Source organism: Nonomuraea sp. NPDC050310 (genome assembly GCF_040655795.1).
Classification (GTDB): domain Bacteria; phylum Actinomycetota; class Actinomycetes; order Streptosporangiales; family Streptosporangiaceae; genus Nonomuraea.
The window spans coordinates 209,964-236,038 of the sequence record NZ_JBFAKP010000006.1 but is presented as its reverse complement, the minus strand read 5'-3'; the positions used below and the strand labels follow the sequence as shown (position 1 = coordinate 236,038).

The window sequence follows — 26,075 nt, the reverse complement described above, 5'->3', positions numbered from 1 at the left end:
GACCCGCTCGGCGGTCTTGGTGCCCTCGCTCACAGGCTGACCTCTTCCTCTTCGGCCTCGATCGCGGCCCGCTCGGCCTCTTCGCGGGCGTAGGCGGTGACCAGGTTGCGGTATCCGGGGCAGCGCGCGATCAGCCGCTCGTGCGGCCCCCGGTCGACGACGCGGCCCTGCTCCAGGTAGACCACCTCGTCGGCCAGCGCGATGGTGGCCATCCGGTAGGCGACCACGACGACGCTGGCGGCGTGCTCGCGCAGGCCGTACAGGATGCGCGCCTCGACCTGCGGGTCGACGCTGGAGGTGGCGTCGTCCAGGATCAGCAGCCGCGGCCGGCGCACCACCGCGCGGGCCAGGGCCAGGCGCTGGCGCTGGCCGCCGGACAGCGTGGTGCCGCGCTCGCCGACGCGGGTGTCGAGCGCGTCGGGCAGCTTGCTGACGAAGCCGTCGGCCTGGGCCAGCCGCAGCGCGGCCCACACCTCCTGGTCGTCGAGGTCGAGGCCCAGGGTGACGTTGCCGCGCACGGTGTCGTCGAACAGGAAGGTCTGCTGCGGGACCAGCGCGACGGCGTCGGCGATGCCGCCGTAGGCCAGCTCGCGGGCGTCGACGCCGTCCAGGCGCACCTGGCCGCGCAGCGGGTCGACCAGCCGCACGAGCGTCTGGACGAGGGTGGACTTGCCGGACCCGGTGGGGCCGACCAGCGCGACGGTACGGCCGGCGGGCACCTCGAAGGTGACGTCGTGCAGCACCTCGCGGCCGGGCTCGTAGGCGTAGGCCAGGCCCTCGACGGCCAGGCTCACCGGCTCGGCGCCCTTCAGGGCGGCCTCGCCGTACTCCATGGAGCCGGTGGCCTCCAGCACGTCCTGCACGCGGCGCCAGCCGACGACGCTGCGCGGCAGCTCGGCCAGGACCCAGCCGAGCGCGCGGATGGGGAAGGCCAGCAGGGTGAACAGGTAGGCGACCTGGACGAGCTCGCCCGGCGTCACCGCCCCGGACGACAGCCGCAGCGCGCCGACCGCCAGCACGGCCAGCACGCCCAGCGTGGGCAGGGCCTCCAGCATGGGGTCGAACAGCCCGCGCACCCGGCCGACCGCGATGTTGGCGTCGCGCAGCTCGTGGGCGCGGCGCTGGAACCGCTCGGTCTCCAGGTCCTCACGGCCCAGGGTCTTGACGACCAGGGCGCCGTCGAAGCTCTCGTGCGCGATCTCGCTGACCTCCGCGCGCAGTTGCTGCGCGCGGGTGGCCAGCGGGCTGAGCTTGCGCTGGTAGACCAGGTTGAGTACGGCGATCGCCGGGAAGATCAGGAACCCGACGAGGGCGAGCACCGGGTCGGTGACCAGCATGGCGATCGCCGCGGTGAACAGCATGACGACCACGCCCACGGCCATCGGCAGCGGCGCGAGCGGCGCCCAGGCCGCCTCGGCGTCGGAGCTGGCGTTGGACAGGAGCTGGCCGGTGGGGTGGCGGTGGTGCCAGGCCAGCGGCAGCCGCAGGTACTGCTTGGTCACGTCACGGCGCGAGCGGGCCTGCATGTTGTACTGCATCATTCCGGCCCAGATGCGCCGCCCGGCGATGCCGATCGCCTTGGCCAGCGCGGTGCCCATGATGAGCAGCACGCCGGTCCACAGGGCGCCGGAGGTGACCTCGCCGCGGTCGAAGGCGGGCAGGACGGCGTGCTCGGTGGCCCAGCCCAGCGCCCAGGCCGAGGCGACGGTCATGCCGCCGTACAGGGCGCTGGCCAGGACGGCCGCGGAGAAGACCAGCTTCTCGGCACGGATCGCCACTCCGAGGACGCGCAGGCCGTCGCGCATGACGGCTGAAGTGACCTTGGTCGCCACTCGGGGGGATCCTTCCGGCAGGGGGACTTTTCTCCTTAAGTGACTATCACGGCTGATCACCTGGTTATTCCCCCGGGGGACTAATGTGGACGGCGTGACTCACGCCCGCGCCGAACGCTCCGCCCTGTGTGATCTGCTCGACCGGCTCGGCCCGGACGCGCCGACGCTGTGCACCGGGTGGACCACCCGCGACCTGGCCGCCCACCTCGTATTGCGCGAGCGGCGGCCGGACGCCATGGGCGGCATCGCGCTGCGTCCGCTGGCGGGTTACACCGAGTCGGTGCAGCGCGGGTTGGCCGCCAAGCACGACTTCCCCGAGCTGGTGGGCCTGGTGCGCAGGCCCGGCGGGATCTACGGCCTGCTGCCCTTCCTCGACGCCCAGGTCAACACGCTGGAGTTCTTCGTCCACCACGAGGACGTACGGCGGGCGCAGGAGGGCTGGGAGCCGCGCGAGCTGCCGGCCGACTTCGAGCGCCTGCTGTGGCAGCGGCTCAGCCTCGCCGCCCGGCTCATGCTGCGCAAGGCGCCGGTCGGGGTGGTGCTGCGCGAGTCCCGCACCGGCGCGGCGGCGCTGGGCGGGCCCTCCGGCGGCGAGCGGGTCGAGGTGGCCGGGCCGGCCGGCGAGCTGCTGCTGTTCTGCTTCGGGCGGCAGAAGCACGCGCGGGTGGAGCTGAAGGGCGACCCGGACGCGATCGCCCGCCTGGAGAACGCCTCGATCGGCCTGTGAGGGCCAGGTCAGGGCTGGTCCTCGAAGCTCTTGCGGGCGACGGTGGCCTGGGCGAGGCGGCGTAGCGCGGCCACGAGCGGGTCGCCGAGCGCGGTCCCGATGACCACCACCTCCACCGTGCGCTCGCGGTCGTCCACGTCGCCCAGCACCCGGATGTCGGCCTCGGCGATGCGCTCGGCCGCCGCGGCGTAGTCGTCGAGCACGTCGATCATGTCCTGCCGGCCGACCTCCCCCAGCGCGGTCAGCACGCCGACGGCGGTGCGGGTGGCCGGGTTGTCCGGTTCCCAGCGCCAGCCGCGCCGGGCCACCAGGTCGGCGACGAGTTGCTCTGCCTTCTCCTTGTGCGGGCTCGGCGTGGCCTCGCGGCGCTCGGTGATGGTCCGCTGCGCGGCGCCGAGCAGGCTGTACAGCGGCACGTCCGGGTTGTCGAGCCGCTCGGCGAGGTCCTTGATGACGGAGATGGACAGGCCGCCGTACTCCACCAGGATGCGGACCAGGCGCAGCCGGCGCACGTGCCCGTCGTCGTATTCGGCCTGGTTGCGGCCAGTGGGCCGGCCCGGGGCCAGCAGCCCCTCGCGCATGTAGTACTTGATCGTCGGCACGGGCACCCCCGTGGTCGCGCTGAGTTCGGCCATCCGCACTGTTTCCACGTCCCCTCTTGCGTGCTCTGGATAGCCTAGCTATAGATAGTGGTAAGTAGCACTATCCACTATCCATAGAGGAGCTCCCCCATGCATCGACCCCTGCTGGCCGGCACCTACCTGACCTCGGCCGCCGCCGTGCTCTTCCTGGCGCTGGTCTTCCTCGACGACCGCGAGCTCGACGGCTATCCGCTGTGGGTCAAGCCGCTGAAGTTCGCCGTCTCCTTCGCGATCTTCTTCTACACCTGGGCCTGGATGCTCTCCTTACGCCACCGGGCCGGGCGCACGAGCTGGTGGATGGGGACCGCGCTGGCCGTCTCCGGAGTCGCCGAGATCGGCCTGATCGCCTTCCAGGCCGCGCGCGCCCACCGCAGCCACTTCAACGAGTCCACCCCGCAGGACGCGGCGATCTGGCGGCTCATGGGCCTCACCATCGCGGTGCTGCTGGTCGCCCAGATCGTCGCCGCCGCGGCCCTCCTGCTCGAACGGCAGGCCGACCGCCCGGCCACCTGGGCGGTACGGCTCGGCCTGATCGTCTCCACGCTCGGCATCGCCTCCGGCGCCCTGATGGCCTTCCCCCGCCCCGGCCAGAACCTGCCCGACAACGTCGCCGGCGCGCACGCGGTCGGCGTCCCGGACGGCGGAGCCGGCCTGCCCTTCGTCGGCTGGAGCACCACCGGCGGCGACCTGCGGGTGCCGCACTTCATCGGCATGCACGGCCTGCAGCTCCTGCCCCTGCTGGCCATCGCCCTGGCCGCGCTCGCCGCCCGCGTCGCGATCCTCCGACACGAGCAGGTGCGGGCCCGGCTCGTGCTGGTCGCCGGTCTGGCCTACCTCGGGCTGTTCGCCCTGGTCACCTGGCAGGCGTTGCGCGCCCAGCCGCTGCTGTCGCCGGACGGGCTCACCCTGGGCGTGGCGGGCGTCCTGCTCATGCTCACGCTGGGCGGCGTCGTCTCCAGCCTGGCCCGTCCGGGCGCGCCGATTCCGCAAAACAAGTAACCGGCGCTCCCGCCAGACCCGTTCGACGTAGCATGGCCAAGGAATCCGCCCGCCCAGTTAAGATCAAAGACATCATCAAAGAGATGGCTGGGTATACAGACGGCTGGGAACGGACTGCAGGAGGCCCCCCATGCAGGTCAAGAAGATCGTCACATACGTTGCTGTGGCGTTCGTGGTCTTCTACCTGTTCACCCGGCCGGCCGAAGCTGCCGCCGCGGTGAACGGCGTGTTTGAAGGAATCCTTGACGGAGCCAACCAGCTAGCCACATTCTTTACCGGCGTTCTGCGGTGACGGGTTCCCCATGCCTGCACTCCGTGTTACGCAGGCATGATGACAGTTCGCCAGCGCGTCACCAAGATCCAGCAGCCCGGCCCGGCCGTCCAGCGCCTGCTCGAACGCGCTGAGATCGAGGGCGTCGAACTGGTCCGCTTTCTCTACGCCGACCACGGCGGGGTGATCCGCGGCAAGGCGACCTCACGGGCCAGGCTGGCCGAGCGACTCGGCAGCGGGATCGGCCACACCGTGGCGATGCTGGCGATGAACATGCTCGACCAGCTCCAGCAGGTCGAGCACCTCGGGCCCGTCGGCGAGGTACGGCTCGTCCCCGACCCGGAGACCTTCGTCCCCCTTCCCTACTCCCCCGGCGCCGCCGCCATGGTGGCCGACCTCCGGCTGCCCGACGGCTCGCCGTGGGCGGCCTGCCCGCGGACCTTCCTCAAGGAGGCCGTGGCGGAGCTGGAGCAGGCGGGGTACACGCTGGTCGCCGCGTTCGAGCCGGAGTTCACGCTCGGCCGCCGCCTGCCCTCCCCGGAGGGCGGGCCGGACCGGCTGGTGCCGCTGGACGACAGCCTCTGTTACGCGGGGACCGGTTTCGACACCGCGCACGACTACACGGTCCGGCTGGTGCACGCGCTGGAGGCCCAGGGCCTGCGGGTGGAGCACTGCCACCCCGAGCTCGGCGCGGGACAGCAGGAGGTGTCGATCCGGCACGCCCCGGCCCTGCGCGCCGCCGACAACCACGTCCTCTACCGCGAGACGGTCAGAGGCGTGGCCCTGCGCATGGCGATGTGGGCCTCGCTGGCCCCCAAACCGATCCCCGACCAGGCGGGCAACGGCGCGCACCTGCACCTGTCGCTGTGGCAGGGCTCCGTCAACGTCTTCGCCGACGAGCAGGTGCGCGGCTGGTTCATCGGCGGCCTGCTCGCCCACCTGCCCGCGCTGACCGCCCTGACCTGCGGGAGCGTCAACAGCTTCCGGCGGCTGGCGCCGCGCATGTGGTCGAGCGCCTACATCTGCCACGGGCCCGACAACCGGGAGGCCGCGGTCCGGGTGTGCTCGCCGCTGGGCGAGGGCGGCGAGATCAACCTGGAGCTGAAGCCGTCGGACTCCTCGGCCAACCCCTACCTGTCGCTCGGCGCGGTGATCCACGCCGGGCTCGACGGCATCCGCCGCCGGCTCGACCCGGGCGAGGCCGCCACCGTCGACCCCGACACCGTGCCCGGCCGCTACCCGCGGCTGCCCGCCTCGCTGCCGGAGGCGCTGGACGCGCTGGAGGCCGACGAGGTGCTCATGGCCGCGCTCGGGCCGCTGCGGGCGCAGGCCTACCTCGCGGTCAAGCGCTCGGAGGCGGTGGCCTTCGCGGGCCAGAACGCCGCCTACGAGTGCGGCCAGCACCTGCGCGCCTTCTAGGCCGGCGCCCGCACGTCTTCTAGGCCGGCGACCGCGCGTCTTCCAGGCCGGCACTCGCGTGTCTTTCAGGCCGGCGCCCGCACGTGTTCCAGCCGGCCGCGCTAGCGGACCGGGTAGCCGGCGCCGGCCAGGCTCTCCTTGACCTCGGCGATCTTCAGCGTGCCGAAGTGGAAGACGCTGGCCGCCAGCACCGCGTCGGCGCCCGCCTCGACCGCCGGCGGGAAGTCCGCCAGCCGCCCGGCGCCGCCGCTGGCGATGACCGGCACCCGCACCGCCGCCCGCACGGCCCGGATCATCTCCAGGTCGTAGCCGTCGAGGGTGCCGTCGCCGTCCATGGAGTTGAGCAGGATCTCGCCCACGCCGAGCTCCTCGCCGCGCGCCGCCCACTCCACCGCGTCGAGGCCCGTGCCGCGCCGGCCGCCGTGCGTGGTGACCTCGAACCCGGAGGCGGTGCCCGGCGCGCGCCGGGCGTCCACCGAGAGCACCACGCACTGCGCGCCGAACCGCTTGGAGGCCTCGGTCAGCAACTCCGGCCGCGCGATGGCGGCGGTGTTGAAGGAGACCTTGTCCGCCCCGGCGCGCAGCAGCCGGTTGACGTCCTCCACCGACCGCACCCCGCCGCCGACGGTGAGCGGGATGAAGACCTGCTCGGCGGTGCGGCGCACCACCTCGACCATGGTCTCCCGCTCCCCCGAGGAGGCGGTGATGTCGAGGAAGGTCAGCTCGTCGGCACCCTCCTCGTCGTAGCGCCGCGCCAGCTCGACGGGGTCGCCCGCGTCGCGCAGGTTCTCGAAGTTGACGCCCTTGACCACCCGGCCCGCGTCCACGTCCAGACACGGGATGACCCGAACCGCGACCGTCATGCCCTGTACGCCTCGATCTCTACCTCGACCAGCATCCGCGGGTCCACCAGACCGGCCACCCGCACCCCGGTGCAGGCCGGCCGTACCTTGCCGAACGTCTCGAAGAAGGCCTTGCCGAACTCGTCGTAGGCCCGGTCGTCGACCACGTAGTAGCGGACCATGACCACGTCCTCCTTGGCCAGCCCGCCGGCCGTGATCGCGGCCAGCGCGATCTCCATGGCGGTCAGGCTCTGCCGGTAGGCGTCGCCGACGTGCACGACCTCGCCCTCGACGGTGGAGGTGCAGCCCGACACCACCACTCTCGGGCCGGCGATCACCGCCCTGGCGTAACCGTAACGCTCTTCCCAGATGCCACCCGAGAAGACCCGGTTCCCCGAACGCCTCATACCGCCCCCAACGCCTGCTGAAGCGTGAAAGCACGAGCGTAGAGCGCCTTGCCCACGATGGCACCCTCGAGACCGTCACTGCTCAGTGACGCCAGGGCCACCAGATCCTCCAGGGAGGAAACACCGCCGCTGGCGACCACGGGCTTGGCGGTACGGGAGCAAAGCTCGCGATACAGGTCGAGGTTGGGGCCGCCGAGCATGCCGTCCCTGGTCACGTCGGTGACCACGTAGCGCGGGCAGCCCTCCTCCTCCAGGCGGGCGACCAGGTCCCACAGGTCGCCGCGCTCCTCGGTCCAGCCGCGCGTGGCCACGCGGGTGCCGCGCACGTCGATGCTGATCGCGATCCGCTCGCCGTGCTCGGCCAGGACCTTGCGGCACCACTCGGGGTTCTCCAGCGCGGCGGTGCCGATGTTGACCCGGGCGCAGCCGGTGGCCAGCGCGGCGGCGAGGCTCTCGTCGTCGCGGATGCCGCCGGTCAGCTCGACTTTGACGTCCACCTCGGCCACGATCCGGCGGGTGATCTCGTGGTTGGACCCGCGCCGGAAGGCGGCGTCGAGATCGACCAGGTGGATCCACTCCGCGCCGGCCTCCTGCCAGGCGAGCGCGGCGGCCAGCGGATCGCCGTAGCCGGTCTCGGTGCCCGCCTCCCCTTGGACGAGGCGCACGGCCTGGCCGCCCGCCACGTCGACGGCGGGCAGCAGTACGAACGTCATCTAGTTCCTCCGGTCGAATGCGAGAGTCACGATCACGGGCACGAGCAGCACCGACAGCACGAGCGCGGCCAGGCTCGCGGCCCAGGAGCCCCAGACGATCCAGACCAGCGCCTGGACCAGCAGGAAGGCCAGGGCGACCACGGCGTTCTGGACGCGCCGCCGCCGGGCGAGCACCCCGCCCTGCCGCGCGATGCGGACCGGGCGGGGCCTCAGCCGGGCGGCCAGCGCCTGGCGGCGCGACCTGCGGGCCATGCGGCGCTCGTTGCGCCGGGCGGCCTCGGCGCGCTGGGCCTCACGTTCGGCCCGGCGCCTGGCGCGCTCCTTACTCAAGGCTGCTGACCCAGTTCCGCAGGAGAGCGGCGCCGGCGTCGCCGGACTTCTCCGGGTGGAACTGGGTGCCGACCAGCGGGCCGTTCTCGGCCGCGGCGACGAACGGCTCGCCGTGCTCGGCCCAGGTCACCAGCGGCGCGGCGAACCCGTCGCCGGGCGTCAGCTCCCAGGTGCGGGCGGCGTAGGAGTGCACGAAGTAGAAGCGCGTGCCGGCGTCCAGCCCGGCGAACAGCAGGCTGCCCTCGGGCGCCTTGACGGTGTTCCAGCCCATGTGCGGCAGGACCGGGGCGTCGAGGCGGTCGACCGTGCCCGGCCACTCGCCGCAGCCCGGCGTCTCGGCGCCGTGCTCGACGCCGCGCTCGAACAGGATCTGCATGCCCACGCAGACGCCCATCACGGGCCGGCCGCCGGCCAGGCGGCGGCCGATGATGGTGTCGCCGCGCACCGACTTCAGGCCGCGCATGCACGCCTCGAAGGCGCCCACGCCGGGCACGAACAGGCCGTCGCAGGCCAGGGCCGCGTCGAAGTCGGCGCTCACCGTGACGTTCGCGCCGGCTCGCACCAGTGCGCGTTCGGCCGAGCGGAGGTTGCCCGAGCCGTAGTCGAGGACCACCACGTCCGGCTTGCTCACCACCACAACACCCCCGCCGTGATCGCCAGGACGGCCAGCACGCCGCAGACCGCCGCGCCCGCCTTCATGCCCTGCTTGAACAGAGAGACCACGCCGCCGACCAGGAACAGGCCGACGAAGATCATCGCTACCGCGGTCCAGTTGCCCGGCATGCTCATAGGACGCCCTTGGTGCTCGGGATGCCGGTGGCACGCGGGTCGGGCTCCGAGGCCGCACGCAGCGCGCGGGCCAGCGCCTTGAACTGGGCCTCGACGATGTGATGGGCGTTCCTGCCGTACGGCACGCGCACGTGCAGGCAGATGGCCGCCTGCGCGACGAACGACTCGAGAATGTGCCGCGTCATCGTCGTGTCGTAGGTCGGGCCGATCATCGGGGCCATGCCGTCGGGCTCGTGGTGCACCAGGTAGGGCCGGCCGGACAGGTCGACGGTGACCTCGGCGAGCGCCTCGTCGAGCGGGCAGGACGCGTGGCCGTACCGCCGGATGCCGGACTTGTCGCCCAGGGCCTCGCGGAAGGCGGCGCCCAGCGCGAGCGCGGTGTCCTCGATCGTGTGGTGCGAGTCGATGTGCAGGTCGCCCTCGGTCTTCACGGTCAGGTCGAACAGGCCGTGCTTGCCGAGCTGGGCGAGCATGTGGTCGTAGAAGCCGACCCCGGTGGTGACGTCGACCAGGCCCGTGCCGTCGAGGTTGACCTCGACCAGGACCGAGGTCTCCTTCGTGACGCGCTCGATGCGGCCGGTTCTGTTCACAGCACGTTCTCCAAAGCCTCGCGGAATGCCGACATCTCCTGCTCGGTGCCGATCGACACCCGCAGCCACTCCGGCGGCCCCACCTCGCGGATCAGCACGCCCTGCTGCAGCAGCCCTTCCCACACCTTGCGCCGGTCGGCGAAGCGGCCGAAGAGCACGAAGTTGGCGTCGGAGTCGGCCACCTCCAGCCCGCGCCCGCGCAGCCAGCTCACCGTCGCGTCACGCTCCTCGCGCAACCGCTGCACCGAACCCAGCAGTTCCTCGCGGAAGTCCAGGGCGGTCAGCGCCGCCGCCTGCGTCAGCGCCGACAGGTGGTACGGCAGGCGCACCAGCAGCAGCGCCTCGACCACCGCCGGGTGCGCGGCCAGGTAGCCCAGCCGGGTGCCGGCCATGGCGAAGGCCTTCGACATCGTGCGGGTGACGATCAGCCGCGGATGCTCCGGCAGCAGGGTGAGCGCGCTGGGCGTGCCGGTGCGGGCGAACTCGAAGTAGGCCTCGTCCACCACGACCATGCCGCGCGCGGCGCGGGCGACCGCGGCGATGGCCTCCAGCGGCATCGCGGTGCCGGTCGGGTTGTTCGGCGAGGTCAGGAAGACGATGTCCGGGTCGTGCTCGGCGATCGCGGCGACCGCCTTGACCGGGTCGAGCGAGAAGTCGGCCTCACGGGCGCCGCCCACCCACGCGGTGTTGGTGCCGGTGGTGATCAGCGGGTGCATGGCGTACGACGGCTCGAAGCCCATCGCCCGGCGGCCGGGGCCGCCGAAGGCCTGCAGGATCTGCTGGAGCACCTCGTTGGAGCCGTTGGCCGCCCACAGCCGGCTCGCGTCCAGGCCGTGGCCCAGGTAGGCGGCCAGGCCCGCGCGCAGCTCCAGCGCGTCGCGGTCGGGGTAGCGGTTGAGCTCGGCGGCGCTCACCCGCACCCGGTCGGCCAGCGCGCCGGCCAGCTCGGGGCTCGGCGGGTAGGGGTTCTCGTTGGTGTTGAGCCGCACGGCGACGTCGAGCTGCGGCGCGCCGTAGGCCTTCAGCCCTCTCAGGTCGTCGCGGATCGGCAGGTCGTCGAGGTTCACGGGGTTCTCTTTCAGGCGGTGGTCGGGTCGGTCGCGGGGCCCTCGCCGGTATGCTCCGCCTGCCGTACCCCGCCCTGCTCCCCGGCGGCCCGCGGGATCTGCCAGCCGAAGCGGGCGCGCACGGCGGCGCCGTGGGCGGGCAGGTCCTCGGCGTCGGCGAGCACGCTGACGTGCTCGGCCGCCTCGGCCAGCGCCTCGCGGGTGTAGTCGACCACGTGGATGCCGCGCAGGAAGGTCTGCACCGACAGGCCGCTGGAGTGGCACGCGCAGCCGCCGGTGGGCAGCACGTGGTTGGACCCGGCCAGGTAGTCGCCCAGGCTGACCGGGGCGTAACCGCCCACGAAGATCGCGCCCGCGTTCCTGATGCGGGCGGCCACCGCCGCGGCGTCGGCCGTGTGGATCTCCAGGTGCTCGGCCGCGTAGGCGTCGGCCACCCGGATGCCGTCCTCCAGGTCCTTGACCAGCACGATGCCGGACTGGCGGCCGGTCAGCGCCTCGGTGATGCGCTCGCTGTGCTTGGTCGCGGCCACCTGGCCCGGCAGCTCCGCGGCCACCGCCTCGGCCAGCTCCTCGCTGTCGGTGATCAGCACCGCGGCGGCGATCACGTCGTGCTCGGCCTGGCTGATCAGGTCGGCGGCCACGTACACCGGGTCGGCGGTGCGGTCGGCCAGGACCGCGACCTCGGTCGGCCCGGCCTCGGAGTCGATGCCGATGCGGCCCTTGAGCAGCCGCTTGGCCGCGGCCACCCAGATGTTGCCGGGACCGGTGACCATCGTCGCCGGCGGGCACTCCTCGGTGCCGTAGGCGAACATCGCCACCGCCTGCGCGCCGCCGACGGAGTAGACCTCGTCCACGCCCAGCAGCGCGCACGCGGCCAGGATGGTCGGGTGCGGCAGCCCGCCGAACTCCTTCTGCGCCGGGCTGGTCACCGCCAGCGAGGCCACCCCGGCCTCCTGCGCCGGGACCACGTTCATCACCACGGACGACGGGTACACCGCCCGGCCGCCCGGCACGTACAGCCCCACGCGGTCGACCGGCACCCAGCGCTCGGTCACCGTGCCACCGGGCACGACCTGGGTGGTGGTGTCGGTGCGCCGCTGGTCGCGGTGGACCAGGCGGGCCCGCCTGATCGACTCCTCCAGCGCCGCGCGCACCCGCGGGTCGAGCTCGGCCAGGGCGCGCTCAAGCGCCTCGGCCGGGACCCGGGCGGTCTCGATCTCGACCCCGTCGAACCTGGCGGTCAGCTCCCGTACGGCTGCCGCCCCACGATGATGCACGTCCTCGCAGATGGGCCGCACCTTCTCCAGGGCGGCTTCCACGTCGAGTTCGGCGCGGGGCAGCACGTCGCGCAGGTCCTCGGGGAGGCCGTCGCGCAGGTCGATACGGGAAATCACCTGCACAGTCTACGGAGTCCGCTTGCTGACTCCCGAATTGTCCACCATGCGGACGATCGGGCGGGCGTGTCGTGGACGGCCGGACGCTACGATCGCCTTCGTGAGCAAGGCTAAGAAGGGCGGGCAGGGCACCCCTGCCACGGTGGCACTCACCGGGGCCGGCGTCGACTTCACCCTGCATCCCTACGAGCACGACGCCTCGGCCCAGGCCTACGGCGAGGAGGCGGCCGACGCGCTCGGCGTGCCGTACGAGCGGATCTTCAAGACGCTGGTCGCCGAGGTGGAGAGCGGCCTGGCGGTCGCGGTCGTGCCGGTGGCGGGCAGGCTCGACCTCAAGGCGTTCGCCGCGGCGCTGAAGAGCAAGCGGGCGGCGATGGCCGAGGCGGCCAAGGTCGAGCGGGTGACCGGCTACGTGGTCGGCGGGATCAGCCCGCTCGGCCAGCGCAAGCGGCTGCCCACCGTGCTCGACGCCTCGGCGCTGGAGTTCGACACGATCTACTTCTCGGCGGGGCGGCGCGGGCTGCAGATCGAGACGGCGCCGAAGAACCTGCTCGACCTGACCCAGGGGGTCACCGCCCCGATCGCCAAGCTGGGCTGAGCCTCGGTCGCGGCGGCTCAGGCCGGGACGCGGAGGGCGGGCTCGGCCAGGGGGCGGGCGAGGAGCCAGGCCAGGGCGGCGAAGACGGGCAGCACCGCCAGCGCCGTGCCGAGCGTGCTCGCCTCGGCGACGGCGCCGATGAGCGGGCTGGCCAGGCCGCCGACGCTGACCGCGAGACCCAGGGTGACGCCGCTGGCCGTACCGACCCGGGTGGGCAGGTAGTCCTGCCCGAGCGTCACGTGCAGCGAGAACGGCACGTAGAGCGCGACCCCGGCCAGGAAGACCGCGACATGCGGGGCGACGACCACCCCGGCCACCGCGGGCACGGCCAGCGCGTACGCCCAGCGGAGCACCCGTACCCGGCCCCAGCGCGTGGCCAGCTTCCCGCCGAGCACGGTTCCGGCCGAGCCACCCGCGAACAGCAGGAACAGCGCCACCGCCCCGGCCGTCCCGCCGCCGGCGTACAGCGCCACGAAGGCGCTCAGCCCGACGTAGGCGATCGAGCGGCAGACCATCACCAGCCCCAGCCGCACGAAACTCGGCCAGTCGTCGGCGGCGTCCGCCGCCGGGCGGCTCGCCGCCGCCGGGCCGCCGCCGCGCCGCATCGCCGCCACCGTCAGCACCGCGCCGAGCAACCCCGGCACCACCAGGTACGGCGAAGCCGCCAGCCCCCCGGCCGCCAGCAACGGCGTCACCAGCACCGGCGCGAGCGCGAAGCCCAGCGTGCCGCCGAGGGAGAACCAGCTCATCGCCACATGGCTGCCGCCGCTGGCCGCCCGGGCCAGCCGGGCCGACTCCGGGTGGTAGGCGGCCACGCCGAGACCGGTCAGCGCGACCGCGAGCCAGGTCAGCGCGTAGGAGTCGCTCAGCCCGCCCGCCGCCAGGCCCAGCCCGGCGGTGGTCATGCTCACCGGAACCAGCCACGGCATCCGCAGCCGGTCCGCGGCGGCGCCGAACAACGGCTGGACCACCGACGACAGCAGCGTCAGCGCCAGCACGACGCCCGAGGCGGCGACGTAGCCGTAGCCGCGCTCGGCGACCAGGAACGGGACCATCGCGGGAACCGCGCCCTGGTAGAAGTCCACGCAGGCGTGACCGGTGGCGAGGAGGGTGACCTTGTGATTCGCCATGGGAGCATCCTCCGGCTCCGGCCGGGTGGCGCGCTTTCGTTAGAGTGCCAGGTGATGTCGAAAACCCGCCATACTCCCCACCCGCCCACCGGACGGCGGCTCCTGGACGCCGGGGCGTCGATCGATGCGCACCGGCACGACGGGCACCAGCTCGTGTACGCGGGCCGCGGCGTGGTCGAGGTGATCACCGAGGCCGGGGCGTGGGTGGCGCCCGCGAGCCGGGCCCTGTGGATCCCGGCCGGGACCGTGCACGCCCACCGGGCGCACGGGCCGACGGAGCTGCGGCTGGTGGGGCTGGCCCCGACGGAGCGGACCGCGCTCGACGAGCCGGGGGCCGGCTGGGAACGGCCGGCGGTGGTGGCGGTCACCGGACTGTTGCGGGAGCTGATCCTCGCCTACAGCGGGGAGGCGGACCTGCCCGGCGGCGAGCGGGAACGGCTGCGCGGGGTGCTGGTCGACCGGCTGCGCCGGGCGCCGGGGCAGCCGGTGCACGTGCCCGCCGCGCGCGATCCCCGGCTGGCGGCGGTGTGCCGGCTGGTCCGTGACGACCCGGCCGATCCGCGCGGGCTGCGCGAGCTGGGCCGGGCCGTCGGGGCCGGGGAGCGGACGCTGGCCCGGCTGTTCAGGGGCGAGTTCGGGATGGGGTTCCGGCAGTGGCGGACGCAGGTGCGGCTGCATCGGGCAGTGGTGCTGCTGGCGGAGGGGGTGCCGGTGACCTCGGTGGCGGTGCGGTGCGGGTGGTCTTCGCCGAGCGCGTTCATCGAGGTGTTCCGGAAGGCGTTCGGGCACACTCCGGGGCGGGCCTTTACGGTGTAGATCACCACAGGTCCGGCCCCGGAGGCGCCGGGTTTGGCTCGGCGGGGTCAGCGGGCGAAGACGACGATGTTGTCGCGGTAGCTGCCCCTGGTCCGGTCGAAGGCGCCGCCGCAGGTGATCAGGCGGAGCTCGGGGGTGCGGGCTCCGCCGTACACCTTCGTGCTCGGCAGGCGGTTCTTCGGGTAGCGGGCGGTCTTGGTGACCTTGAACGTCACCGTGGTGCCGTCGGCCCGAGTCACGTGGATCTTCGCGCCCTTGGTGAGCTTGGGGAGGCGGTGGAAGACGGCCGGGCCGGTCTTCGAGTCGACGTGGCCGGCTATCACGGCCGCGCCCGGCTCGCCCGGCTCCGGGCCCGCGACGTTCCAGCCTGTCACGTGGTAGCCCTTCGGGGCGACCAGGCGGCCGTGGCGGTCCAGGGGGAGGGGGATGATCCGGGAGTCCACGGCTATGGACGGGATGCGTAACCGGACGGGGCGGGCGACGTCCTGGTGGGCGGTCGTGCCCCGGCCTTCGGTGGTGACGGTGGTGGGCAGGGTCGCGGTGGCCGGGAGGCCCGTGGTGAGGGACGCCGAGGTGAGGGACGCCGTGGTGAGGCTCAGGGCCAGGGCGGGCGTGAGGAGCAGGGCTGGGGTGATCGGCATCGGTCAGCCCGCCTGGGTGGTGCGGCGCCGCAGCCACCACGCCCCGCCGCCCAGCGCCATCAGCCCGGCGGCACCGGTCAGGGCCAGCGGCACCCCGACGCCCGTGCCGGCGTCCGGCACGGTCGCGGAGGCGGTGGCGACCTTGGCGGTGCCACCGAGCGGGCCACCGACCGCAGCGTCACCCGAGCTGGCGGAGGCGGCCGACCCGGCGGAGGTAGCCGAGGTGGCCTTTCCGGCTGAGGTGGCCGAGGTGGAGGTGTTGGTGGCGGTGCCCCCGTGGCCCGTGTCGACCCCGCCCTGCGGCTGGTCGTCGTCGTCATCGTCGGCATCGCGGGAGACGCCGCCCTTACCGGTGTCCACGCCACCCCGCGGCTGGTCGTCATCCCGGTCGTCGCGGTCATCGCCGCCCCGGTCGTCGTCCCGATCGTCGCGGTCGTCGTCGCCACCGTCGTCGTCGCCACCGTCGTCGTCGCCACCGTCGTCGTCGCCGGGCTCGTCGTCCCGGTCATCCCGGTCGTCCTGGTCATCCCAGTCGTCCCGGTCGTCGTCGCGGTCGTCGCGGTCGTCGGTGGCGGTGGTCTGGACGAGCGGGGTGGCGTGGGACGGGGTGGCGGTCAGGGTGGTCAGGGTGGTGCCGGTGCCGGCGACGAGGGCCAGGGCGAGCAGGGCGGGCTTGAGTTCCATCGGTTCCTCCGGAGGATGAAGGGAGCGGTTCTGTGTGCTGCTCCCAGCCTCGAAGCCGGCGATGGAACCAAGGTGAGCCCCGGGTGAGACCCCTCTCATCCGCCCCGCAGCCGGTACCCCGCCCCCCGGACGGTCTCGATGAGGTCGGCGCCGAGCTTGCGCCGCAGGTAACGCACGTACACGTCCACCACGTTGGAGCCGGGGTCGAAGTCGAACCCCCACACCTGGCTGAGCAGTTGCTCCCGGGTGAGGACCTGGTCGGGGTGGCGGCAGAAGACCTCGGCGAGGGTGAACTCCCGGGTGGACAGCTCGACCACCCGCCCGGCCACGTGCGCCCGGCGGCTGCGCAGGTCGAGGGCCAGCTCCCCCACCCGGAGCACGGTGGCCTCGGGCGCGGGGGCGCCGCGCAGGCGGAGCCGTACCCGGGCGAGGAGTTCCTCGAAGGCGAAGGGCTTGGGCACGTAGTCGTCGGCCCCGCCCTCCAGCCCGGCCACCTTGTCGGCGACGCTGTCCCGGGCGGTGAGGATGATCACCGGCAGGGAGACGCGGGCCTCGCGCAGGCGGCGCAGCACGGTGAAGCCGTCGGCGAGCGGCAGCCCGATGTCGAGGACCATGAGGTCGAAGCGGCCGCTGCGGGCGTACTCGTAGGCCGCCTCGCCGTCCTCGACGACGGTGGTGACGAAGCCGTGGCCGCGCAGGCCTTTCTCCACGAAGCTGGCGATCCGCCGCTCGTCCTCGGCGATCAGAATCCGGTTCATGCCACTGGCTCCTCTTCCGCCGGGATTGCCGCCGGGATGGTGATCACGAAGCGGGCGCCGTCCTCCACCCGCACCCGTCCGCCGTGCGCCTCGGCGATGGAGCGGACGATGGCCAGGCCGAGCCCGGCGCCACCGGAGCCCCGCCCGCGCACGAAACGCTGGAAGACGCGCTCGCGGTCCTCGGGCGGCACGCCGGGCCCGTCGTCGCGCACCCAGAGCTCGGCCACCCCGTCCCGCAGCGCGGAGCCGACCGCGATCTCCCCGCCGGGCGCGGTGTGCCGGACGGCGTTGGCGGCGAGCTGCATGAGCGCCTGGGTGAGCCGTTGCCGGTCGGCCGGCACGACCGCCTCGGCCAGCGAGTCGATCCGCCAAGTCCGCTCCCCCAGCGCCCGGGCCTTGGCGACCACGCTCACCGTGAGGTCGGCCAGTTCGACCGCGTCGGGTTCGACGAAGCCGGGCTGCTCGGCCTTGGCGAGGGTGAGCAGGTCCTCGACGATCCGGCTCATCCGGTCGAGCTCGTCGGTGACCAGGGCGAGGGTCTCGGCGCGTTCGGCGGGGTCGTCGCCCATGAGCTCCAGGTGGCCGCGGACGACGGTGATGGGGGTGCGCAGCTCGTGCCCGGCGTCGTCGAGGAACTCCCGCTGGGTGGCGAAGGCCCGCTCCAGGCGGTGGAGCATGTGGTTGAAGGTCCGGGCGAGCGCGGCGACGTCGTCGTTGCCGACGACGGTCAGGCGGCGGGTGAGGTCGGCGGAGTCGCCGATGCGTTCGGCCGCCTGCCGTACCAGCCGGACCGGGGAGAGCACGCGGCCGGCGACGAACCAGCCGGCCGCGCCGGCCATGGCCAGCCCGCCGAGGGCGGACAGGGCCAGCACGCGCAGGGCGTCGACGACCTCGGCACGGTGGCGGTCGTAGTCGACGACGATGACGAAGTGCCCGCGCCGCGCGTCGCCGACGGCGCTGACCGGCAGGGCGCCGTAGCGCAGCAGCCCGCCGGGGGTGTCGTACCAGCCGGTCTCGTCGGTGCCGAGCGTGGCGACGCGGGCGGCCAGACCGGGCGGCGGCGCGGCTCCGGAGCGGGCGGTGAGGCGGCCGTCGACCAGGGTGAAGAAGGACTCCCAGCGGTCGGCGACGTTGACCCGCAGGTAGTCGGCGAACAGCGCCTCGACATCGGGAGCCGGGCGCTGGGCGACGTAGCCGCGCAGCTTGCCGGCCTCGTTGCGCAGCTCGTCGTTGATCACCTGGTCCTCGCGGGCGAGCAGCACGGTGGCGGCGGCGGTGATGGCGACGGCCAGGGCGAGGCCGACGACGGCGAGCATCCAGGCCACGATGCGGAAGCGGGCGCTCACCGGCCCGGTCCGCGGGGTTCAGTCGTCGTCATCGTCGTCCTGCGGGGCGCGGGGCACCCGCTCCGTCCTCTGCTCCTTCGTCACGTCCGGCCGGGGCGCCGGGGCGGTGCTGGGGGTGACCCGCGGCGTGCTGACCACCGGCGTGATGACCACGGGGCCGCCCAGGTCGGGTTCGCCCGCGCTCGCCACCCGCACCAGGGCGAAGACCACGAGGGCGAGCATCGCTCCGGCCACTGCCCAGGCCAGCGGGGTCCTGCGGCTCATGACCCGACGCTAAGCCACGAGCCCTCTCCCACCGATGAGAGGCCGATGAGAGAACTCTCATCAGGGTATGTGGAGGTTTGCCAGCTTCGCCGGGCAGGCCGCGCAAGGGGTGCCATCGCCCGGCGCGGCCCGGTGCGGCAGGATCGGTGAGGTGAGCGAACTGCACTACCTGAGCGCGAGCGAGATGCTCACGCTGCTGCGCACCCGGCAGATCAGCGCCGTCGAACTGACCCGCGCGCACCTCGACCGGATCGCCAAGGTCAATCCCGAGCTCAACGCCATCGTCACGCTGAGCGCCGAGAGCGCGTTGCGCCAGGCCGCCGAGGCCGACCGGCGGGCTCCCGAGGGCCTGCTGCACGGCCTGCCGATCGCGCACAAGGACCTGGTCGACACCGCCGGGGTCCGCACCACGTACGGCTCGCCGCTGTTCGCCGGGCACGTGCCCGCCGAGGACGACCTGATCGTGCGGCGGCTGCGGGCGGCGGGCGCGATCTCGCTCGGCAAGACCAACACGCCGGAGTTCGGGACCGGCTCGCACACGGTGAACGAGGTGTTCGGGGCCACCCGCAACCCCTACGACCGCTCCCGCAGCGCGGGCGGGTCGAGCGGCGGGGCGGCGGCGGCGCTGGCGGCGGGGCTGGTGCCGCTGGCCGACGGCTCGGACATGGGCGGCTCGCTGCGCAACCCGGCCTCCTTCTGCAACGTGGTGGGGCTGCGCCCGACGCCGGGCCGGGTGCCGGACCCGGGCGGGAGCGCGGCGTGGTTCACCCTCGCCACGCCCGGGCCGATGGCGCGGACCGTGGAGGACCTGACGTTGTTCCTGCGGGCGATGGCCGGGTTCGACCCGCGCTCGCCGTACGCGATCAAGGAGGAGTTCGTCCCCGATCCCGAGCTGTCGGTGCGGGGGCTGCGCGTGGCCTACTCCCCCGACCTGGGCGGGCTGCCGGTGGACGCCGGGACCGCGGCGGTGACCGCCACCGCGCCGGGCGTGTTCGAGGCGCTGGGCGCGCACGTGGAGCAGGTCGATCTCGACCTGTCGGAGGCCGAGGAGGCCTTCCGCGTCTACCGGGCCTGGTACTACGCGCTGGCCTTCGGCGACCTGGAGGGCGTCGGGCCGAACGTGGCCTGGAACGTCGAGCAGGGGCGGCGGGTGAGCGGCGACGACCTGGCCCGGGCCGAGCGGGCGCGCACCTCGCTGTACGCGCGGATGGCCGGCTTCTTCGACGACTACGACCTGCTGCTGGCGCCGGTCAGCCAGGTGCCGCCGTTCCCGGTGGAGCAGCCGTACGTGAGCGAGATCAACGGCGAGCCGCTGCCCGACTACCTGGCCTGGATGCGCTCGGCGTACTGGATCTCGGTGCTGCACGCGCCGGCCGCCAGCGTGCCGGCCGGCTTCACGCCCGGGGGGCTGCCGGTCGGGGTGCAGCTGATCGGGCGGCCCTTCGACGACGCCCGGGTGCTGCGCTTCGCCCGCGCGTTCGAGCTGGTCACAGGGTACGGCTCCCGCCGTCCAGACCTGTGATCCCCGGCTCGCCGTACGGCTTGCGCATGGGCGAGCGCCGGTAGGCGAGCACGCCCTCGATGGCGGCGTAGACGCCGAGGGCGAGGAAGGGCCAGGTGACCAGCACCCCGCGGGCGGTGAGGTCGAGCGGCCCGGCGACGATGTCGAGCCCGGGCGCGGCGGCGGCGATGGTCGCCGCGCCGAGGGTGAAGCGGGTGCCGACCCAGTAGGTGACCAGCGAGGCGGCGCTGCCGCCGAGGAAGAGGCCGAGGACGGCGCCCAGGCCGTCGCGGCGGGTGTAACGCCAGGCGATGAGCCCGCTGGCCAGGGCGAGCACGCCGGTGATCACCGCGAACCAGCCGTCGGCGGCGATGAGCGCCTGGGTGGTGGGGTCGGCCAGCAGCGGCCCGCGTTGCGTCTCGATGTACGGCGGCCGGGGCGAGACCCACGACCAGGCCAGCCCGGCGAGCACCCCGAGGGCCAGGAGAGCGGCAACGGTCACCGCGAACACCCGCAACTGCCGCCCCACGTCACACTCCTCAGAAAAGCTCCGGATCCGCTCGATCGTAACCCGCCTCGCGGATTATCCCGGCAAATCCCTCTAGCAGCGCGTTGAGCCCGAACTCGAACAGCGTGTCCAGGTTGAAGTCATACCCGGCCGCGAGCCCGCCCAGCACCCGCGCGAAGGCCGGATAGCTCCCCGTGGCGGCCAGCGCCTCGAACTCCCGGCCCTGCCGGTCCATCCAGTCGTCCTCGTCGACGCCGCTCTCGGCCTGGGCGCGGGCCTCGGCCTCCAGGTTGGCGGCGATGCCGCGCACGTAGCTGAACAGGGTGATGTGCAGCGTCATCTGCGTGTCGGCGCTGAGCCCGAGTCCTTCGAGCGAGGCCATCATGAAGTCGGCGTGGCGTGCCAGGTTGGGCGAGGGGATGGGCCGGCCGAGCGGGTTGAGCTGGGCCAGCCAGGGCCGGCGCCGGTAGAGCGCCCACTGCGCGCGGGCGGAGGCCGCCAGCCGGTCCCGCCAGCCGGTGACCTGCTCGGGCTCGGCGAAGTCGGCGAATCCGGCGTCGCCCAGGAGCACGATCAGCGCGTCCTTGTCCGGCACGTGCCGGTAGAGCGACATCGCGGGCACGCCCAGCCGCCCGGCCAGGCCGCGCATGGAGACCGCGTCGAGGCCCTCCTCGTCGGCCAGGTCGAGCGCGGCGGCGACGATCCGCCCGACGTCGAGCGCGTCGGCGGCGGGCCGGCGGCGGGGCCGCGGCTGGGCGGGTGCCGCGACGACGTAGCCGACCCTGGGCACCGCCTCGATCAGCCCCTCCTGCCGCAGCACGTCGAGCGCCTTGGCGGCGGTGGCCAGGGCGACGCCCTGGTCGCGGACGAGCTGGCGGGTGGAGGGCACCCGGTCGCCGGGGCGCAGCCGCGCCAGGCGGCGGCGCAGCTCGTCGGCGATCCTGAGGTAGGGGGCGGTCACGCGAACTCCTCTGTCCTAGTACACGGCAGCCCGTCTATCCTAGTACAGAAAGTGACAAATCGGCTTGTGGGACGGGTTGCGTACGCCGTACATTCAACGACATGAAGATTCTGATCTCCGGCGCGAGCATCGCCGGTCCCGCCCTGGCTTTCTGGCTCTCCCGCGGCGGTCACGACGTCACGGTGGTCGAGCGGGCGCCCTCGATCCGCCCCGGCGGCCAGGCGATCGACGTGCGCGGCGCTGCGCTGACGGTGGCCGAGCGGATGGGCCTGCTGGAGGCGATCCGCGAGCACGCGACCGGCATGCGCGGCATGTCCTTCGTCGACGGCGACGGCACGGTGCTGCACTCCACCACCGAGGAGACGCTGACCGGCGGCAGGGTCGGCAGCCCCGACGTCGAACTGCTCCGCGACGACCTGGCCCGCGTCCTGTACGAGGCCACCCGCGAGCGGGCCGCCTACCGCTTCGACGACAGCCTGACCGCCCTCGACCCCGAGAGCGGCGAGGTCGGCTTCGAGCGCGCCCCCGGCGAGCGGTTCGACCTGATCGTCGGCGCGGACGGGCTGCACTCCACCACCCGCCGCCTGGCCTTCGGCCCGGAGCGGGAGCACATCCGGCACCTGGGCACGATGCTGGCCGTCTTCACCACCGCGAACTTCACCGGCCTGGACCGCTGGCAGACCTTCTACCGCGAGGCCGACCGCATGGCGGGCCTGTACAGCGCGCGTGACAACGCCGAGGCCCGGGCGCTGCTCGGCTTCTACGCCGACGGCTCCGATTTCGACCACCGCGACCGCGAGGGCCACTACCGCGCCTTGGAGGAGCGCTTCGGCGCCGACGGCTGGGAGGTGCCGAGGATGTTGAAGGAGATGCGCCTGGCGCCCGACTTCCACTTCGACTCCATGGCGCAGATCCACCTGCCGTCCTGGAGCCGGGGCCGCGTCACCCTGGTCGGCGACGCCGGCTACTGCGCCTCGCCGCTGTCCGGGCAGGGCACCACGCTGGCCATGGTCGGCGCGTACGTGCTGGCCGGTGAGCTGGGCCGGGCCCCGCTGCCGCAGGCGCTGGCCGCCTACGAGGCGGTGATGCGCCCCTTCGCCGAGGCCAACCAGGAGTACGCGTTGCGGGTGGACGCCTGGCAGCGCGACCCCCAGGGCGAGCCCCCGTCGATCGAGGAGGTGTCGGCCGCCGTGGACCTCAAGGACTACGGTTGGGCCCGTGAATGAACCCGTGAACGACGAAGAGGTCTGGCTGATCGAGCCCTCCGGCCCGCTGCGCGGGGACGTGGTGGTCCGGGGGTCGAAGAACGGCGTCTCCAAACACATGGTCGCCGCCATGCTGGGCGGCGGGCAGAGCACCATCCACAATGCGCCCGAGGTGGGCGAGGTCGGCATCACCGCGGCCATGCTCCGGGCCCTCGGCATCAACGTCGAGCTCGACGGCTCCGAGATCCGCATCGAGCGCGGCGCGCAGATCAACCCGAAGGTGCCCGAGGAGTACACCGGGCTCAACCGCATCCCCATCCTGATGCTCGGCCCCCTGCTGCACCTGGCCGGTGAGGCGTTCGTCCCGCTGGTCGGCGGCGACCCCATCGGCCGGCGGCCGATCGACTTCCACGTCGACGCGCTGCGGCAGATGGGCGCCGAGGTCGAGGTCAACGAGGCGGGCGTCTACGCCAAGGCCAAGCGCCTGCAGGGCACCCGGATCGAGCTGCCCTACCCGAGCGTCGGGGCGACCGAGACGATCCTGATGTCGGCGGTGCTGGCCGAGGGCAAGACGGTGCTGAAGAACGCGGCCACCGAGCCCGAGGTGGTCGAGCTCGCGCTGTTCCTGCAGCGCATGGGCGCGCTGATCGAGCTGTCGCCCGACCGGCGCATCGTGATCGAGGGCGTCGAGCGGCTGCACGGCGCCTCCACGTGGCTGGCCGGCGACCGCATCGAGGCCTTCTCCTACCTGGCCGCCGGCCTGGTCACCGGGGGCGAGGTGCGGGTGCACGGCTGCCACCAGGACCGGCTGGTCACCGCGATCACCACGCTGGCCCGGATGGGCGCCCAATTCGAGATCAACGACGAGTACCTCTGCGCCACCAAGCCGCCGGAGGGCCTGCGCTCGGCGGCCGTGCAGACCGACACCCACCCCGGCTTCATGACCGACTGGCAGACGCCGCTGATGGTCCTGTTCACCCAGAGCAAGGGCATGTCGGTGCTGCACGAGACGGTCTTCGAGAACCGCCTGGTCTACGTGCCCGCGCTGAAGAAGATGGGCTGCGAGATCGAGGTCTTCGACCAGTGCCTGGGCGGTCCGGCCTGCCGCTACCACGACACCAACGCCAAGCACTCGGCGGTCGTGCGCGGCGTCTCGCAGTTGCACGGCGCGGACGTCACGCTGCCCGACATCCGGGCGGGCTTCTCCGCGGTGCTGGCCGCCGCGGTGGCCGACGGGACCTCCACGCTGCGCGGCGTGCACCACATCGAACGCGGCTATCACCACCCCTTCGAGCAGTTCGTCTCCCTTGGGCTGAACATCAGTAAAGGATCCGCAGCGGGGGTTTGATCACGACGCGACCGTCGTAGATCACCTTGCGTGACTGTGCTCAAACTCGGGGTGGCCGGAGCCGTCGGCGGGGTCCTGGCCGCGGCGCTGGCCCTGCCCGCCGTGGGCGGGGCCGGGCTGGCGGCCAGGAACGTGGCCGACACCTTCGTCGACCTCCCGCCCGCCCCGCGCGAGGAACCGCTGCCGCAGGTGACCAGGCTCCTGGACAAGAACGGCCGGCAGTTCGCGCAGTTCTACACCGCCAACCGCACCACCGTGCCGCTGGCCGAGGTCGCCCCGCTGATGCGCCGGGCGATCGTGGCGGTCGAGGACTCGCGCTTCTACGAGCACGGCGGCCTGGACGTCCGCGGCACGCTGCGCGCCGCGCTGACCAACACCCAGGCGGGCGGCGTACGGCAGGGCGGCTCCTCGCTGACCCAGCAGCTCGTGAAGAACATCCTGCTGGAGTCGGCCGAGACCGACGCCGAGCGCGCGCAGGCCACCGCCCCGAGCCTGGGCCGGAAGGTCAGCGAGCTGCGCTACGCCCTCGCCCTGGAGGAGAAGTACACCAAGGACGAGATCCTGGAGCGCTATCTCAACATCGCCTACTTCGGCGCCGGCGCGCACGGCGTCGAGGCGGCGGCCCAGCGCTTCTTCTCCACCACCGCGGCCCGGCTCACCCTGAACCAGGCGGCCACCCTGGCGGGGACGGTCCGCTCGCCGTACGCCACCGATCCCTCGCTGGGCGCCCAGGCGCGCGAGCGGCTGCTGCAGCGGCGCGACACGGTGCTGGACCGGATGGCCGAGTCCGGGACGATCACCGCCGCGGCGGCGGCGCGGGCGAAGAAGGCGCCGCTGGGGCTGCGGATGAGCGCCGCGCCGGGCGGTTGCGGAGAGAGCGAGTACCCGTTCTTCTGCCTGTACGTCCAGCGGGAGCTGCTGACCAGCCCGGTGTTCGGCAACACCGCGGCCGAACGGCAGCGGCGGCTGGCGCGCGGCGGGCTGGTGTTGCGCACCACGCTCGACCCGCGGGCGCAGCGGGCCGCCGACCGGGCGATCTCGGCGCGGGTGCACGCCGCCGACACCGAGGTCGCGGCCGAGGCGATGGTGGAGCCGGGCACCGGGCGGATCCGGGCGATGGCGGTCAGCAAGAAGTACGGCCGCAATCCCGGCAACAAGAACAACGGCCCGCGCACCACCTACAACCTGGCCGCCGACGTCGCCCACGGCGGCGGGCTCGGCTTCCAGGCCGGCTCGACGTTCAAGGTGTACACGCTGGCCACCGCGCTGGCCCAGGGCTGGCGCTTCAACCAGGGCTTCGGCACCCCCGGCCACTTCGTGCCCGCCCAGGGCTACCGCGACTGCGCCGGCCGGCCGGTCAACGCGCCCGGGGCGCGCGTCTACAACGCCAGCGGCGAGGGCAAGGGCGGCCCGCACAGTATCTCCACCGGCACCTGGAAGTCGGTGAACATCTTCTACATGATGCTGGAGCGCAAGGTCGGCCTGTGCAACGTGGTCAAGACCGCCCGCGCGCTGGGGATCTCCCGGGCCGACGGCGGCCCGCTGCGCGAGGTGCCGACCTTCACGCTGGGCGTCAACGAGATGGACCCGGTGACGGTCGCCGCCTCCTTCGCCGCCTTCGGCGCCCGGGGCCGCTACTGCCGCCCGCAGGCGATCGTGGAGATCGTCGACCGGGAGGGCAAGCGCACGGTCGTGGCGCCCGCCTGTGAGCAGGCCATCGACCGCCAGGTGGCCGACGCCGTCAACCACGTGCTGCAGGGCGTGTTCACCCAGGGCACGATGAAGGGCAAGAGCATCGGCCGGCACGCGGCCGGCAAGACCGGCACCAACAACGGCTACACCTCGGCCTGGTTCGCCGGCTACACCCCCGACCTGGCGGCGGCGGTGAGCGTCGGCGACATCCGCGGCTCCTACCGCCACCCGCTGCGCGGGGTGGTCATCGGCGGCCAGGGGTACGGCTCGGTGCAGGGCGCCTCGCTGCCCGGCCCGATCTGGGTCTCCTCGATGCTGGGGGCGCTGCGCGATACTCCGGGGACCCGTTTCGTCGCGCCGGACCACTCCCGCTTCGGCGGCGGCTTCACGCCGGGCCTGAAGGAGGCCCTGGAGGCGGAGAAGCGCGCCACCGACGCCCGGCGGGCCGTCCGCGGCGAGCGGGTGCGCTGGGAGCGCCGAACCAAGGACCGGGCCCGCCGGTGGTGGCGGGCACACCGCACCCACCACCACCGTGACCGCCGGCGGTAACGACCGACACCAAGTCGCAATAACTCGGTGATGTGACGGGATTGACCGGATGT

The 26,075-nt window shown here is 73.3% G+C and carries 29 protein-coding genes; 10 read left to right on the top strand and 19 right to left on the bottom strand.

Features of this window, described 5'->3' with window-relative positions:
• Nucleotides 1-29: 29 nt before the first annotated feature.
• Entirely contained in the window at nucleotides 30-1,805 is a 1,776-nt protein-coding gene (locus AB0I67_RS18235) for an ABC transporter ATP-binding protein (RefSeq protein WP_357924865.1), read from the bottom strand.
• A gap of 121 nt (nucleotides 1,806-1,926) precedes the next feature.
• Here AB0I67_RS18235 and AB0I67_RS18230 point away from each other — a divergent pair, with 121 nt between their 5' ends.
• The gene (locus AB0I67_RS18230; RefSeq protein ID WP_357924509.1) at nucleotides 1,927-2,559 is read left to right on the top strand and encodes a TIGR03085 family metal-binding protein; all 633 of its coding nucleotides are present in this window, start codon (nucleotides 1,927-1,929) and stop codon (nucleotides 2,557-2,559) included.
• A gap of 8 nt (nucleotides 2,560-2,567) precedes the next feature.
• Here the strand turns inward: AB0I67_RS18230 and AB0I67_RS18225 are convergent, their stop codons facing one another.
• On the bottom strand, nucleotides 2,568-3,209 hold the full coding sequence (locus AB0I67_RS18225; protein ID WP_357924506.1) for a MerR family transcriptional regulator: 642 nt from the start codon (nucleotides 3,207-3,209) through the stop codon (nucleotides 2,568-2,570).
• An 81-nt stretch (nucleotides 3,210-3,290) separates the two neighbouring features.
• On the opposite strand from AB0I67_RS18225, the gene AB0I67_RS18220 reads away from it, so the two are divergent.
• The 3 genes from AB0I67_RS18220 (at nucleotide 3,291) to AB0I67_RS18210 (ending at nucleotide 5,889) form a co-directional block, all read left to right on the top strand.
• Nucleotides 3,291-4,199 (top strand): hypothetical protein, encoded by a 909-nt coding sequence (locus tag AB0I67_RS18220; protein WP_357924504.1) that lies wholly within the window; start codon nucleotides 3,291-3,293, stop codon nucleotides 4,197-4,199.
• A gap of 130 nt (nucleotides 4,200-4,329) precedes the next feature.
• Nucleotides 4,330-4,491: a hypothetical protein gene (locus tag AB0I67_RS18215; protein WP_357924502.1), complete on the top strand. Its 162-nt coding sequence runs from the start codon at nucleotides 4,330-4,332 to the stop codon at nucleotides 4,489-4,491.
• A gap of 36 nt (nucleotides 4,492-4,527) precedes the next feature.
• Nucleotides 4,528-5,889 carry a glutamine synthetase family protein gene (locus AB0I67_RS18210; protein WP_357924499.1) on the top strand — a complete coding sequence of 454 codons (1,362 nt, stop codon included), beginning with the start codon at nucleotides 4,528-4,530 and terminating at the stop codon, nucleotides 5,887-5,889.
• A 101-nt stretch (nucleotides 5,890-5,990) separates the two neighbouring features.
• Here the strand turns inward: AB0I67_RS18210 and hisF are convergent, their stop codons facing one another.
• Genes hisF through hisD form a run of 9 tightly spaced genes read right to left on the bottom strand, consistent with a single transcriptional unit; the run spans nucleotide 5,991 to nucleotide 12,021 of the window.
• Nucleotides 5,991-6,752, bottom strand: coding sequence for an imidazole glycerol phosphate synthase subunit HisF (gene hisF / locus AB0I67_RS18205; protein WP_357924496.1), 762 nt, complete (start codon nucleotides 6,750-6,752; stop codon nucleotides 5,991-5,993).
• Complete coding sequence (locus AB0I67_RS18200; RefSeq protein WP_357924494.1) at nucleotides 6,749-7,138, bottom strand: Rid family hydrolase; 390 nt, start codon at nucleotides 7,136-7,138, stop codon at nucleotides 6,749-6,751. Before AB0I67_RS18200 ends, hisF begins: the two co-directional genes overlap by 4 nt.
• Nucleotides 7,135-7,851 (bottom strand): bifunctional 1-(5-phosphoribosyl)-5-((5-phosphoribosylamino)methylideneamino)imidazole-4-carboxamide isomerase/phosphoribosylanthranilate isomerase PriA, encoded by a 717-nt coding sequence (gene priA, locus AB0I67_RS18195; RefSeq protein ID WP_357924492.1) that lies wholly within the window; start codon nucleotides 7,849-7,851, stop codon nucleotides 7,135-7,137. The genes AB0I67_RS18200 and priA overlap by 4 nt, the downstream gene beginning before the upstream one ends.
• The gene (locus tag AB0I67_RS18190; RefSeq protein ID WP_357924489.1) at nucleotides 7,852-8,181 is read right to left on the bottom strand and encodes a hypothetical protein; all 330 of its coding nucleotides are present in this window, start codon (nucleotides 8,179-8,181) and stop codon (nucleotides 7,852-7,854) included. It abuts the gene before it with no gap.
• Nucleotides 8,174-8,815 (bottom strand): imidazole glycerol phosphate synthase subunit HisH, encoded by a 642-nt coding sequence (gene hisH / locus AB0I67_RS18185; RefSeq protein ID WP_357924487.1) that lies wholly within the window; start codon nucleotides 8,813-8,815, stop codon nucleotides 8,174-8,176. Before hisH ends, AB0I67_RS18190 begins: the two co-directional genes overlap by 8 nt.
• On the bottom strand, nucleotides 8,809-8,970 hold the full coding sequence (locus AB0I67_RS18180) for a hypothetical protein (RefSeq protein WP_357924485.1): 162 nt from the start codon (nucleotides 8,968-8,970) through the stop codon (nucleotides 8,809-8,811). Before AB0I67_RS18180 ends, hisH begins: the two co-directional genes overlap by 7 nt.
• Nucleotides 8,967-9,560 (bottom strand): imidazoleglycerol-phosphate dehydratase HisB, encoded by a 594-nt coding sequence (gene hisB, locus AB0I67_RS18175; protein WP_357924483.1) that lies wholly within the window; start codon nucleotides 9,558-9,560, stop codon nucleotides 8,967-8,969. Before hisB ends, AB0I67_RS18180 begins: the two co-directional genes overlap by 4 nt.
• Nucleotides 9,557-10,627, bottom strand: coding sequence for a histidinol-phosphate transaminase (locus tag AB0I67_RS18170; RefSeq protein WP_357924480.1), 1,071 nt, complete (start codon nucleotides 10,625-10,627; stop codon nucleotides 9,557-9,559). The genes hisB and AB0I67_RS18170 overlap by 4 nt, the downstream gene beginning before the upstream one ends.
• 11 nt (nucleotides 10,628-10,638) lie before the next feature.
• Nucleotides 10,639-12,021 (bottom strand): histidinol dehydrogenase, encoded by a 1,383-nt coding sequence (hisD, locus tag AB0I67_RS18165; protein ID WP_357924477.1) that lies wholly within the window; start codon nucleotides 12,019-12,021, stop codon nucleotides 10,639-10,641.
• A 100-nt stretch (nucleotides 12,022-12,121) separates the two neighbouring features.
• Between hisD and ybaK the strand changes: the two genes are divergently transcribed.
• On the top strand, nucleotides 12,122-12,619 hold the full coding sequence (gene ybaK / locus AB0I67_RS18160) for a Cys-tRNA(Pro) deacylase (RefSeq protein WP_357924474.1): 498 nt from the start codon (nucleotides 12,122-12,124) through the stop codon (nucleotides 12,617-12,619).
• Between the two features lie 17 nt (nucleotides 12,620-12,636).
• On the opposite strand, the gene AB0I67_RS18155 is transcribed toward ybaK, so the two are convergent.
• Nucleotides 12,637-13,749, bottom strand: coding sequence for an MFS transporter (locus AB0I67_RS18155; RefSeq protein ID WP_357924471.1), 1,113 nt, complete (start codon nucleotides 13,747-13,749; stop codon nucleotides 12,637-12,639).
• 54 nt (nucleotides 13,750-13,803) lie between these two features.
• On the opposite strand from AB0I67_RS18155, the gene AB0I67_RS18150 reads away from it, so the two are divergent.
• A complete protein-coding gene (locus tag AB0I67_RS18150; protein WP_357924468.1) occupies nucleotides 13,804-14,565 on the top strand; it encodes a helix-turn-helix transcriptional regulator in 762 nt (253 codons plus the stop codon).
• A 47-nt stretch (nucleotides 14,566-14,612) separates the two neighbouring features.
• Here the strand turns inward: AB0I67_RS18150 and AB0I67_RS18145 are convergent, their stop codons facing one another.
• From AB0I67_RS18145 to AB0I67_RS18125, 5 genes are all read right to left on the bottom strand, one after another.
• Entirely contained in the window at nucleotides 14,613-15,206 is a 594-nt protein-coding gene (locus AB0I67_RS18145; protein ID WP_357924466.1) for a class F sortase, read from the bottom strand.
• A gap of 3 nt (nucleotides 15,207-15,209) precedes the next feature.
• On the bottom strand, nucleotides 15,210-15,890 hold the full coding sequence (locus tag AB0I67_RS18140) for a hypothetical protein (protein WP_357924463.1): 681 nt from the start codon (nucleotides 15,888-15,890) through the stop codon (nucleotides 15,210-15,212).
• Between the two features lie 95 nt (nucleotides 15,891-15,985).
• On the bottom strand, nucleotides 15,986-16,648 hold the full coding sequence (locus AB0I67_RS18135) for a response regulator transcription factor (protein WP_357924460.1): 663 nt from the start codon (nucleotides 16,646-16,648) through the stop codon (nucleotides 15,986-15,988).
• A complete protein-coding gene (locus AB0I67_RS18130; RefSeq protein WP_357924457.1) occupies nucleotides 16,645-17,994 on the bottom strand; it encodes a HAMP domain-containing sensor histidine kinase in 1,350 nt (449 codons plus the stop codon). The genes AB0I67_RS18135 and AB0I67_RS18130 overlap by 4 nt, the downstream gene beginning before the upstream one ends.
• A gap of 18 nt (nucleotides 17,995-18,012) precedes the next feature.
• The gene (locus AB0I67_RS18125) at nucleotides 18,013-18,258 is read right to left on the bottom strand and encodes a hypothetical protein (RefSeq protein ID WP_357924454.1); all 246 of its coding nucleotides are present in this window, start codon (nucleotides 18,256-18,258) and stop codon (nucleotides 18,013-18,015) included.
• Nucleotides 18,259-18,409: 151 nt separating this feature from the next.
• On the opposite strand from AB0I67_RS18125, the gene AB0I67_RS18120 reads away from it, so the two are divergent.
• Nucleotides 18,410-19,780, top strand: a complete 1,371-nt coding sequence (locus AB0I67_RS18120) for an amidase family protein (protein ID WP_357924451.1) — start codon at nucleotides 18,410-18,412, stop codon at nucleotides 19,778-19,780.
• Here AB0I67_RS18120 and AB0I67_RS18115 read toward each other — a convergent pair.
• Both AB0I67_RS18115 and AB0I67_RS18110 read right to left on the bottom strand, forming a co-directional pair.
• Nucleotides 19,746-20,288 (bottom strand): hypothetical protein, encoded by a 543-nt coding sequence (locus tag AB0I67_RS18115; protein WP_357924449.1) that lies wholly within the window; start codon nucleotides 20,286-20,288, stop codon nucleotides 19,746-19,748. The genes AB0I67_RS18120 and AB0I67_RS18115 overlap by 35 nt on opposite strands.
• Before the next feature lie 10 nt (nucleotides 20,289-20,298).
• Nucleotides 20,299-21,228, bottom strand: coding sequence for a TetR/AcrR family transcriptional regulator C-terminal domain-containing protein (locus AB0I67_RS18110; protein WP_357924446.1), 930 nt, complete (start codon nucleotides 21,226-21,228; stop codon nucleotides 20,299-20,301).
• Nucleotides 21,229-21,329: 101 nt separating this feature from the next.
• On the opposite strand from AB0I67_RS18110, the gene AB0I67_RS18105 reads away from it, so the two are divergent.
• Genes AB0I67_RS18105 through AB0I67_RS18095 form a run of 3 tightly spaced genes read left to right on the top strand, consistent with a single transcriptional unit; the run spans nucleotide 21,330 to nucleotide 26,022 of the window.
• Nucleotides 21,330-22,454 (top strand): FAD-dependent monooxygenase, encoded by a 1,125-nt coding sequence (locus AB0I67_RS18105; protein WP_357924443.1) that lies wholly within the window; start codon nucleotides 21,330-21,332, stop codon nucleotides 22,452-22,454.
• A complete protein-coding gene (murA, locus tag AB0I67_RS18100; RefSeq protein ID WP_357924441.1) occupies nucleotides 22,447-23,781 on the top strand; it encodes a UDP-N-acetylglucosamine 1-carboxyvinyltransferase in 1,335 nt (444 codons plus the stop codon). The genes AB0I67_RS18105 and murA overlap by 8 nt, the downstream gene beginning before the upstream one ends.
• Nucleotides 23,782-23,811: 30 nt before the next feature.
• A complete protein-coding gene (locus AB0I67_RS18095) occupies nucleotides 23,812-26,022 on the top strand; it encodes a transglycosylase domain-containing protein (RefSeq protein WP_357924438.1) in 2,211 nt (736 codons plus the stop codon).
• Nucleotides 26,023-26,075 lie beyond the last annotated feature (53 nt).

Bases quoted from the DNA above. Each gene is read 5' to 3' on its own strand.
- AB0I67_RS18235 (WP_357924865.1), bottom strand. From the start codon at position 1,805: ATGCGCGACGGCCTGCGCGTCCTCGGAGTGGCGATCCGTGCCGAGAAG.
- AB0I67_RS18220 (WP_357924504.1), top strand. From the start codon at position 3,291: ATGCATCGACCCCTGCTGGCCGGCACCTACCTGACCTCGGCCGCCGCC.
- AB0I67_RS18215 (WP_357924502.1), top strand. From the start codon at position 4,330: ATGCAGGTCAAGAAGATCGTCACATACGTTGCTGTGGCGTTCGTGGTC.
- AB0I67_RS18210 (WP_357924499.1), top strand. From the start codon at position 4,528: ATGATGACAGTTCGCCAGCGCGTCACCAAGATCCAGCAGCCCGGCCCG.
- hisF (WP_357924496.1), bottom strand. From the start codon at position 6,752: ATGACGGTCGCGGTTCGGGTCATCCCGTGTCTGGACGTGGACGCGGGC.
- AB0I67_RS18200 (WP_357924494.1), bottom strand. From the start codon at position 7,138: ATGAGGCGTTCGGGGAACCGGGTCTTCTCGGGTGGCATCTGGGAAGAG.
- priA (WP_357924492.1), bottom strand. From the start codon at position 7,851: ATGACGTTCGTACTGCTGCCCGCCGTCGACGTGGCGGGCGGCCAGGCC.
- AB0I67_RS18180 (WP_357924485.1), bottom strand. From the start codon at position 8,970: ATGAGCATGCCGGGCAACTGGACCGCGGTAGCGATGATCTTCGTCGGC.
- AB0I67_RS18155 (WP_357924471.1), bottom strand. From the start codon at position 13,749: ATGGCGAATCACAAGGTCACCCTCCTCGCCACCGGTCACGCCTGCGTG.
- AB0I67_RS18150 (WP_357924468.1), top strand. From the start codon at position 13,804: ATGTCGAAAACCCGCCATACTCCCCACCCGCCCACCGGACGGCGGCTC.
- AB0I67_RS18145 (WP_357924466.1), bottom strand. From the start codon at position 15,206: ATGCCGATCACCCCAGCCCTGCTCCTCACGCCCGCCCTGGCCCTGAGC.
- AB0I67_RS18140 (WP_357924463.1), bottom strand. From the start codon at position 15,890: ATGGAACTCAAGCCCGCCCTGCTCGCCCTGGCCCTCGTCGCCGGCACC.
- AB0I67_RS18135 (WP_357924460.1), bottom strand. From the start codon at position 16,648: ATGAACCGGATTCTGATCGCCGAGGACGAGCGGCGGATCGCCAGCTTC.
- AB0I67_RS18125 (WP_357924454.1), bottom strand. From the start codon at position 18,258: ATGAGCCGCAGGACCCCGCTGGCCTGGGCAGTGGCCGGAGCGATGCTC.
- AB0I67_RS18105 (WP_357924443.1), top strand. From the start codon at position 21,330: ATGAAGATTCTGATCTCCGGCGCGAGCATCGCCGGTCCCGCCCTGGCT.